Origin of the sequence: Ruminococcus sp. AF37-20, assembly GCF_003460465.1 — a bacterium.
Lineage (GTDB): Bacteria > Bacillota > Clostridia > Oscillospirales > Ruminococcaceae > Hominimerdicola > Hominimerdicola aceti.
Genome location: NZ_QTVE01000039.1, coordinates 1 through 10,093, shown reverse-complemented (window position 1 = coordinate 10,093; position 10,093 = coordinate 1). Strand labels below are relative to the sequence as shown.

Below are 10,093 nucleotides of genomic sequence, written 5' to 3'. Positions count from 1 at the left end.
GATGACGGGACTTGAACCCACATGACCTTGCGATCACTAGCACCTGAAGCTAGCGCGTCTGCCAATTCCGCCACATCCGCATATAAAAATTTGAAACTTCTTACTCGGCTCAAATCTAAAACCGAGGTGGGCTTTTCACAAACAGCTCCACATGATATATGAACAGGAAATCGGCAAGCAGATAAATCCACTGTCGTTACGCTGCCTGAAGCTAGCGCGTCTGCCAATTCCGCCACATCCGCATATTTAACGTTGCTCAATGCAACGTAAATATTATATCATATTACACGTGCTTTGTCAATACTTTTTCGCAGTTTTTTCGATAAAAACGCAAAAAAATAAAGCCTGACTAAAAAGTCAGGCTGATTTTTATATCGGAATCATCACCCGTTTTTAAACTGCTCACTTAGAGCCTGATCATTCATGCCGAAAGTCACAAGCTTGCTGAAATACTTGTTCTTCATAAGCGCCTTGATAAGTATTACACCAACTATCGTTACGCACACAAATTCGCCTAAGGCTACCCAGCCCATGTTCACAAGAAGCGGCGTCTTGAAGACATATGTCAGTTCAAAGCCAACTATCACCGCATTTGATATCACCGGGAAAAGCGACGCAACTACAAGATTTACCTTGTTTCTCAGCAGATAGATAAGAACCGCTGCCACAACTGTAGCAAGCGTTCCAAATACTACGTCCACCATTCCGAGCGTACTGAATAGATTGACTATCAAACAACCTATAGAAAGCGAAATGATGTAATCCTTGTTGAAATAACAAAGTAGCATCAAAACCTCTGACACACGAAACTGTACCTGTCCGTATGCAAGTGAGCTGCAAAGCATTGTTGCCGCAACGTATATCGCTGCAACAAGTCCCATGTTTGTTAAACGACGTGCACTGAAAATTTCCATAAAAAAATCTCCTTGTTTTTATTTGTGAGTGGTTGATCTAGGTTACACTCTATTTAATTGGAAAATGAAATAACATAAAAAGGCTGCCGCCGAAACGACAGCCCGTTTATTTACGTTAATTTAGCTATTGATTAAGCCTTGCCAACAGAACCGAAGAGTTCCATCTTCTCCTTGACCTTAGCCTTGATAGCCTCGAAGCCAGGGTTGAGAAGTTTTCTTGGGTCAAAGCCCTTGCCCTGAAGATCCTTGCCCTCTTCAATGTACTTTCTTGTAGCTTCCTGGAATGAAAGCTGGCACTCTGTGTTTACGTTGATCTTTGCAACGCCAAGTGAGATTGCCTTCTTGATCATGTCATCAGGAATACCTGTACCACCATGAAGTACCAGTGGCATATCGCCAACCTTTTCCTTGATAGCAGCAAGTGTCTCAAATGAAAGACCTGGCCAGTTTGCTGGATACTTACCGTGAATGTTACCGATACCAGCTGCAAGCATTGTAACACCGAGATCAGCAATAGTCTTGCACTCGTCTGGATCTGCACACTCGCCCATACCTACAACGCCGTCCTCTTCGCCGCCGATAGAACCAACTTCGCACTCGATAGAAAGACCAAGCTGATCTGCAACGTGAACAAGTTCAGTTGACTTAGCAAGGTTCTCCTCAAATGGATAATGTGAACCGTCGAACATAATAGATGAGAAACCAGCCTTTACGCACTTGTAGCAGCCTTCATATGTTCCGTGGTCAAGGTGAAGTGCTACTGGTACTGTGATACCGAGCTCTTCGTCCATTGCCTTTACCATAGCAGCAACTGTCTTAAAGCCTGTCATGTACTTGCCTGCGCCCTCAGACACACCAAGAATTACAGGTGACTGCAGTTCCTGAGCAGTGAGAAGGATAGCCTTTGTCCACTCAAGGTTGTTAATATTGAACTGACCTACAGCATACTTGCCTGCAAGTGCCTTTGTCATCATTTCCTTAGCTGAAACTAACATTTTTTAACGACCTCCGTTATTTTAAATTTTCCTCTATTATTATACAACATTACTCCGCCAATTGCAATAGTGTGACATTAATTTAACAATTATGTAACATTTAAACCTCGTACATCTCGATGACCTTCTGAGCCACCTCGATCTTTGTGCATCTCTTATCCATAGCCTGCTTTTCAAGATATTTATGAGCCTGCTGTTCCGTAAAGCCAAGATACTGCATAAGTGAGCACTTTGCTCTGTTTATCGTTCTTATCTCTTCAAGCTTTTTGTGAAGCTTCAGATTTTCAGACCGTATTCCGAGCATACGTTTTCTTGCGGCACTGACAAATTTCATTGAACGGTAAAAATACTGTCTGCCTAGCGGCTTTGGTATCACCATTACGCCGAAATCTTCCAGTTTATCCGCAAGGATATCCGCATTTTCCGACTTTGCAATAGCCACACAGCTTGCGTCAGTTGAGGTGCAGACTATCTCCGCAAGCTCGTTGCCATATTCGTCTGACAATGGACAGTTTATCACGACACAGTCATAACTGCCTGACCCTACCGCTCGCCTTGTTTCAAGACCCGTTGCGGCTATAGAAGTCTTGCAGGCGGGAAATGTTTCTTTTAACAGACTCACAAGCATAGCTGTTGCCTTGTCATTGCTTGAAGCCACAAGTATCCTGTCCATTTCCCCACCTCCTTTTTTTAGCTTTCTCTGACATTACAGATGATAAAAATATCTGACTGTTTCAAACTGTTCCTTATCGGCAGCTCTCTCATATTCTATGATAAGCTCCTTTTCTATTGCGATAAAACGCTCCAACATATGCTCAGGAAGCCTATCTGCAAGAAACTCGCTCTTTTCAGCACGTTCCACTGCCTCTTTCAAAGACTGCGGAAGTGTTTCAAGCTTTGCAAGCTCGCTTTCATCTGCCGAGCCTATATTGAAATTAAAAGGTTTTGGAAGTTCTTCCTTATTTATAACGCCGTCTATGCAGGCATAAATAAGCAGACCCATAGCAAAGTAAGGATTACAGGTGTTGTCTGCCGAGCGGAGTATTATACCATTCTCATCTGTATCAGCAAGCGGTGCACGAAGAAGCTGTGCATAATTTTCATGTGACCATGAAATGTACTTAGGTGCAAGCAGACTGCCAAAACGTTTGTATGAATTTGTAGTGGTGTTTAGAAACAGCGTCATATCGCCAACGTTTTTCAGTATTCCTGCTATCATGCGCTCAGCCTCTTTGGAAAGCCCGCCAAGCTGAGGTCTGAAAACATTTTCCGTGCCTTTCATGCACATTAGCATTATATGCAGACCGGAGCCGCAGTTGTCAACGATAGGCTTTGGCATGAACGTTGCGTAAAGCCCATTTCTGTCAGCAACGGATTTTACAACGTTTTTGAATGTCACAAGATTGTCTGCTGCTTTCAGTGCATTTGAATACTGAAAATCTATCTCGTTCTGACCCGGACCGGTTTCATGTCTTGAGCTTTCCGGGAAAATATCCATTTGCTCAAGTGTCAGGCAAATATCACGTCTGAGGTTTTCTCCCCTGTCAACAGGCGCAGCGTCACAATAGCCTGCATAATCGTGAGGACGCTTTGTAGGCATATCAGTATCGTCCTTTTCAAAGCAGTAAAACTCGCATGAAGTGCCTATCTGGAAGTTATATCCCTTGCCCTTCGCATAAGCGATAGCAGTTTTGAGGAAAAACCTGCCATCTCCCTCGAATGCAGTTCCGTCAGGATATTTCAGGTGGCAGAAAAATCTTACTACCCTGCCATGCTGTGGTCTCCATGGAAGAAGCGCCAACGTATCAGGGTCAGGGAAAAGTCTAAGGTCTGAAGCAGTCACATTCAAAAAGCCACCGAGCTTTGAAGCGTCAAAGATAAGTCCCTCTCTGAATATTTTCGGCAGCTCGCCTGCTATAACAGAGATAGTCTTTAACGAACCGAATATATCGCAGAACATGAGCTTTACGAACTTTACGTCGTTTTCTTCAACGAACTGCAAAACCTCTTTCTCTGTGTATTTCATAATAAATCCTCCGTAATGATACTGTTCAGAAAAGATTTCCGTTCCTTACTTATAATTATATCTGAACAGCCAATTCTGTAAAACCGAGCAGTTATAAAGATTTTGTTACTTTATTTTTACCTTGCGTTATTTGTCGATATCCTCCAGCCAAAGCTTAGCCACAGCGTCAGACGGCATTCTCCAATCCCCTCTCGGTGACAGGGTAACAGAACCGATCTTTGCGCCGTCAGGCAGGCAGGAGCGCTTGAACTGCTGTGAGAAAAATCTGCGATAGAATGTTTTGAGCCACTTGTCTATGACCTCGTCAGGATAATCCCCCTCAAAGGCATATTTCGCAAGCCTTTTCACCTTTGACGGCTCAAAGCCCCAGCGTATGCCATAGTAAAGGAAGAAGTCATGAAGCTCATATGGACCGACAAGGTCTTCTGTTTTCTGTGTCATCTCAGTGCCACTCTCGTCGGTAGGAAGAAGCTCAGGAGAAACAGGAGTGTCCAAAATATCGTACAGTACATCTCTCAGAGTATCAGATGTGCAGGTGTCGCCGTAATACTGAACGATATGCCTTACCAAGGTCTTAGGGATAGATGCGTTCACGCCGTACATGGACATATGGTCGCCGTTGTAGGTCGCCCAGCCGAGAGCAAGCTCGCTCAGGTCGCCTGTGCCGATCACCATTCCGCTCACCTGATTTGCGATATTCATAAGCACCTTTGTGCGCTCTCTCGCCTGACCATTCTCGAACACAACGCTGTGATCGTTATAATCGTGACCGATATCTTCAAAGTGTTGTAAAACTGCTTTTGAGATATCTACCTCTCTGAACGTTACCCCCAAAGCGTCGCAAAGTATCTCCGCATTGGAGCGTGTGCGCTTTGTTGTGCCAAAGCATGGCATCGTCACCGCAACGATATCAGTATGAGGACGTTTCAGCAAGTCCATTGCCATTACACACACAAGCAGTGCAAGCGTAGAATCAAGTCCCCCTGAAATGCCAATGACCACAGTCTTGGAATGTGTGTGTGCGATACGCTTCATAAGTCCATGGGATTGCATTTGCAAAATAAGGTGACAGCGCTCGTTTCTCTCCGCCTGATTTGACGGGATAAAAGGCGTTTTGGCAAACTTTCTTGTCAAAGCTGTTTCGCCCATTTCAAGGCTGAATCTTTCACGGGAGATGTTGTCCTTATCCAAAAAGCCGCTGTCTTTGGAAGAATAGTCCCACTCTGCGCTTGCAGGATAGGTGGAAATTTTTCTTCGCTCAAAGGCAAGCTTTTTAAAATCTATTTCCGATATGGTAATGCCGTTTTCAAAAAGCCTGCTCTCTGCAAGTATAGAGCCGTTTTCCGCAATGATATTGTGACCTGAAAAGACCATATCCTGCGTTGACTCGCCGTCACCTGCAGAACAATAGATATACCCTGCCACAAGCCTTGCGGACTGGTTCAATACAAGCTGTCTGCGGTATGAGTCCTTGCCGATAACTTCATCGCTTGCAGACAGATTGCATATAAGGGTAGCCCCAGCTTTAGCAAGATAATTTGAAACAGGGTCAGCCACCCACAAGTCCTCGCAAAGTTCAAAGCCCACCACAAGCTCAGGTATCTCATCACATACGAAAATGGTCTGTTCCATAGGCGGCATAAATTCAAGCTGTCCGTACTCTCTCAGATCAATGGCAGCACATTCGCCTCTGTATGGTGCAAAATGTCTTGCCTCATAAAATTCGTTATAGTTCGGCAGATGCGTTTTAGGTACAAAGGCACGCACCTCGCCGTCTTGTATCACAGCCGCACAGTTATAAAGCTTGCCGTTTGCTCTCACAGGCACACCCACAGCCACAAGCATATCGCTGTCAGCAGTAGTCTTTGCTATCTTTACAACACCCTCCATTGCCTTGTCAAGCAAAGCGTTCTGAAAGAACAAGTCCTGACAGGTATAACCTGTTATGCAAAGCTCAGGGAACACAGCGACCTTTACGCCCTCTTCCCTGCACTTTTCAAGCTGACTGATTATTTTATCCACATTGAAGTCAACGTCTGCCACCTGTATCTCAGGGGTGCAGGCGGCGACCTTTATAAAACCGTCTTTCATAAAAATATGCTCCTTACAAGATATTATCATTGTTATCATTATACCATTTTTTATAGGTATAAGTCAATGATTTTTACAGTATAGCAAAACTATTTTAGAACGATACTAGACAATCCGCCACTAATGTGTTAAAATTGAGATATCACATCAAGGAGGGAACGCCATATGAACAAGCTGTGGGATAAGTTTCTTTTAGGCCTTAGCTGCTGTGCATTCATGCTTGCAGAAGGAACAGATCCGTCAAACATCACCACATTACTATTGGCTGTCATATGCTCCGCTATCTTTCAAATAAAACCAAGCTCTGCCGTTGCATACCTTTCAGTTATTGCGTACAGCTCACTTTGCATTTTCAGTAAAGAAGCTTTGATACTCGCCCCTTTGGTGCTTTATGATGCTTTCTGTACAAAATTTTACCCTGCTATGGTCTTAACATTCATAGGCGTACTTGCAAATATATTCACTCTGGGAAAAGACCTCTTCCCGCTTGTCGCTCTTTTTTTGGTAAGCTTCACAATTTCAAGCCGCAGCGTTCTGAACGAAAAGCTGACAAAGATGCTCATAAATACCCGTGACAATTCAAAAGAACTTACCACCCAGCTTGTAGAGAAAAACAAAGCCATGCAGAGAAATCAAGACTACGAGATATATCTTGCCACGCTGAAAGAGCGTAACCGCATTGCAAGGGAGATACACGATAACGTGGGACATATGCTCACAAGGTCTATTTTACAGCTTGGTGCGCTCTCGGTCATAAACAAAGATAAAACTGTCGGTGAAGCCATCAACGACCTGAGCGGCACGCTGAACACCGCCATGACGAGCATACGAAGCAGCGTTCATGATCTTCATGACGATTCTATCGCACTAAAGCCTGCTGTTGAAGACTGCATAAGACCTCTGAAAGACAGATTTGCAGTAAGCTGTGATTATGACTTTTCTGAAAGGATGTCACGAGATGTGAAGCTTTGCTTTATTGGCATTATAAAAGAAGCACTTTCCAATACCGCAAAGCACAGCGACGGCGACAGCATAAAAATAATCATTCGTGAACACCCTGCTCTTTATCAGCTTAGTATCGCAGACAACGGAAGCTGTCCCGAAAAGATAGACGAAAGCGGAATGGGGCTTGCCAATATGCGTGAGCGTGCGGCTTCTTTAAATGGAAACATAAACATCACATCGGACAGCAAGGGATTCCGCATTTTTCTGTCTGTGCCGAAACAAAACCTGACTGAACGGAGGTCTTGACATGAACATTGTTATAATAGATGATGACAAGCTTGTGGCGGTGTCGCTGAAAACTATTCTTGAAAGCACAGGCAGTGTGAAAGTTCTTGCCATGGGAAGCTGCGGCGAGGAAGCCCTAGAGCTTTATTCTCTTCTCAAGCCTGATGTTCTGCTTATGGATATCCGCATGAACGGCATGAGCGGCATTGAAGCCGGCGAAAAGATCCTTGCTGGGTACCCTGACGCAAGGATACTTTATCTTACCACATTTTCTGATGATGAATACATTATAAAGGCTGTGCTTATGGGAGCAAAGGGATATATTTTAAAGCAGGATTTTGAAAGCATATGCCCTGCCCTTGAAACCGTCATGAATGGGCAGACAGTTTTCGGCTCAGATGTTGCAAGCAAGCTTCCTGAGCTTCTTACCAATCACAGCAGTTTTGATTTTGACCACTACGGCATAGTCGAAAAAGAGCAGGAGATAATCGAACAGGTGGCAAAAGGGCTTAGCAACAAGGAAATAGCCTCACTGCTTTATCTCAGTGAGGGCACAGTGCGAAATTACATCAGCACTATCCTGGAAAAGCTCTCCCTCCGTGACCGCACACAGCTTGCTATTTTCTACTACACCAACATACAATAGCACTACAATTTCATAAAAAGTAAAGAGGAGACGGCATGACCGCTCCTCTTTTTTTATTATTACATTTTAGCTCTTTCCTTAGCTCTCTGTGAGTTGCTCAGAATACGCTTTCTTATTCTTATGCTCTTTGGTGTTACTTCAAGAAGCTCATCATCAGCGAGAAACTCAAGTGAATCCTCAAGGCTGAGATTTCTTGGCGGGACAAGTCTGAGAGCGTCATCAGAACCGCTTGCACGGGTATTTGTAAGGTGCTTCTTCTTGCAGACATTTACAACAAGGTCTTCCTGCTTTGGTGAAGCGCCAACTATCATTCCCTCATATACAGGTGTGCCTGCTGTGATGAACAGCTCGCCTCTCTCCTGTGCGTTGTAAAGACCGTATGTTACAGCTTCGCCTGTTTCAAATGCAACAAGTGAGCCTGTTGCTCTCTTTGGTATCTCGCCCTTATATGGCTCGTAGTCATGGAATACAGAACTCATGATACCCTCACCCTTTGTGTCTGTAAGGAACTCGCTCTTGTATCCGAAAAGTCCTCTTGCAGGGATAAGAAATTCTAGTCTCATTCTGCTTCCAACAGGTGCCATTTCCTGAAGCTCGCCCTTTCTTGCACCTATCTTCTCCATAACAGAACCTACGCAGTTCTCAGGAACGTCAATAACAAGTCTTTCGATAGGTTCGCAAAGCTTGCCCTCTATCTCCTTGAACAGAACGTGCGGTGTTGAAACGCCAAGCTCATAGCCCTCACGACGCATATTCTCGATAAGGATAGAAAGGTGCATTTCGCCACGTCCTGCGACCTTGAATGCGTCTGTGCTGTCTGTTTCAGAAACTCTCAGTGAAACGTCCTTAAGAAGCTCCTTGAAAAGTCTGTCTCTCAGGTGACGGCTCGTTACGAACTTGCCCTCTCTGCCTGCGAATGGCGAATTATTTACAGAGAATGTCATTTCAACTGTAGGCTCGGATATCTTAACAAAAGGTACAGCCTCAAAGTTGCCGAAGTCGCAGATAGTGTCACCGATAGTGATATTCTCAATACCGCTGATACAAACGATATCGCCAGCCTTTGCACTCTGGCATGGAACTCTGTTAAGTCCCTCTATCTGATACATTGTAACTATCTTGCCACGGTATTCTTTCTTAGTCTGATGATAGTCGCCGATCGTAACGTCCTGATTAACTTTCATTTCGCCACGCTCGATACGGCCGATAGCTATTCTTCCTACATACTCGTTGTAGTCGATAGCGGAAACAAGATACTGCATTGGACCCTCAGTATCTACCTCAGGTGCAGGGATATAGCTGAGTATCTCGTCAAAGAGAGGTATCATATCCTTGCCCTCTTCATCTGGCGAATGAGTAGCTGTACCTGCTCTGCCTGAGCAATAAAGGATAGGGCTGTCAAGCTGCTCGTCAGTAGCGTCAAGATCCATGAGAAGCTCGAGAACTTCGTCGCCTACCTCGTTAAGACGAGCGTCAGGTCTGTCTATCTTGTTGATAACGATGATTATTTTATGACCAAGCTCAAGTGCTTTCTGAAGCACAAATCTTGTCTGTGGCATTGGACCCTCGGCTGCGTCCACAAGCAGTATAACACCGTTTACCATTTTAAGAACACGCTCTACCTCACCACCGAAATCAGCATGGCCCGGGGTGTCGATAACGTTTATCTTAACGTCCTTATACTTGATAGAAGTATTCTTTGCAAGGATAGTGATTCCTCTCTCACGCTCGATATCGTTTGAATCCATGACTCTTTCTTCTACAGCCTGATTTTCTCTGAAAGTACCGCTCTGCTTGAGCATCTGGTCTACAAGGGTAGTCTTACCGTGGTCAACGTGGGCAATAATAGCAACATTTCTTAAATCTTCTCTAATCATACATACTCCTCCGATTTATCAAGACACAGCAAAGCGAATGCTTTCTGTAACGATTTGCTTAATATATTTCGCAAAAATTATAAACAATAAAAATTATAAATATATTTTCTCCCATCAAAGGAAAGAAAATCGTAATTTTTCACAAAAAGCCTATAAAACACAAAAGCACCTTGCGAAATTTTCCGCAAGGTAACTTTCCTAATTGAGAATTATAGCACATTTTTGCCGATTTGTCAAGAAAAAAGTATCATTCACAGGTTACGCCTTGTGTAGTGCTACAATAGATATTGGACAAAATTAAGAAAAAAGAAAAG

At 44.0% G+C, this 10,093-nt stretch carries 9 protein-coding genes; 2 read left to right on the top strand and 7 right to left on the bottom strand.

Annotation, left to right across the window (positions count from 1 at the left end; all coding sequences use genetic code 11):
• From DW015_RS13650 to DW015_RS12765, 6 genes are all read right to left on the bottom strand, one after another.
• Positions 1-260 (bottom strand): hypothetical protein (locus DW015_RS13650; RefSeq protein WP_207659393.1); only part of this gene is annotated, 260 nt, incomplete at its 3' end.
• Positions 261-383: 123 nt separating this feature from the next.
• Positions 384-914 carry a QueT transporter family protein gene (locus tag DW015_RS12785; RefSeq protein WP_117905901.1) on the bottom strand — a complete coding sequence of 177 codons (531 nt, stop codon included), beginning with the start codon at positions 912-914 and terminating at the stop codon, positions 384-386.
• Positions 915-1,045: 131 nt separating this feature from the next.
• Positions 1,046-1,909 (bottom strand): class II fructose-1,6-bisphosphate aldolase, encoded by an 864-nt coding sequence (fba, locus tag DW015_RS12780; protein ID WP_117897864.1) that lies wholly within the window; start codon positions 1,907-1,909, stop codon positions 1,046-1,048.
• Between the two features lie 100 nt (positions 1,910-2,009).
• Positions 2,010-2,582: an ANTAR domain-containing protein gene (locus DW015_RS12775; protein WP_117905900.1), complete on the bottom strand. Its 573-nt coding sequence runs from the start codon at positions 2,580-2,582 to the stop codon at positions 2,010-2,012.
• Between the two features lie 33 nt (positions 2,583-2,615).
• Positions 2,616-3,935, bottom strand: a complete 1,320-nt coding sequence (locus DW015_RS12770; protein ID WP_117905899.1) for a glutamine synthetase family protein — start codon at positions 3,933-3,935, stop codon at positions 2,616-2,618.
• A gap of 126 nt (positions 3,936-4,061) precedes the next feature.
• Positions 4,062-6,026, bottom strand: a complete 1,965-nt coding sequence (locus DW015_RS12765; protein ID WP_117905898.1) for an NAD(+) synthase — start codon at positions 6,024-6,026, stop codon at positions 4,062-4,064.
• 165 nt (positions 6,027-6,191) lie between these two features.
• Here DW015_RS12765 and DW015_RS12760 point away from each other — a divergent pair, with 165 nt between their 5' ends.
• Positions 6,192-7,277: a histidine kinase gene (locus DW015_RS12760; protein WP_242993297.1), complete on the top strand. Its 1,086-nt coding sequence runs from the start codon at positions 6,192-6,194 to the stop codon at positions 7,275-7,277.
• Position 7,278: 1 nt separating this feature from the next.
• Positions 7,279-7,902 (top strand): response regulator transcription factor, encoded by a 624-nt coding sequence (locus DW015_RS12755; RefSeq protein WP_117905897.1) that lies wholly within the window; start codon positions 7,279-7,281, stop codon positions 7,900-7,902.
• Positions 7,903-7,961: 59 nt separating this feature from the next.
• On the opposite strand, the gene typA is transcribed toward DW015_RS12755, so the two are convergent.
• Positions 7,962-9,779 (bottom strand): translational GTPase TypA, encoded by a 1,818-nt coding sequence (gene typA, locus DW015_RS12750; protein WP_022287673.1) that lies wholly within the window; start codon positions 9,777-9,779, stop codon positions 7,962-7,964.
• Positions 9,780-10,093: the final 314 nt, after the last annotated feature.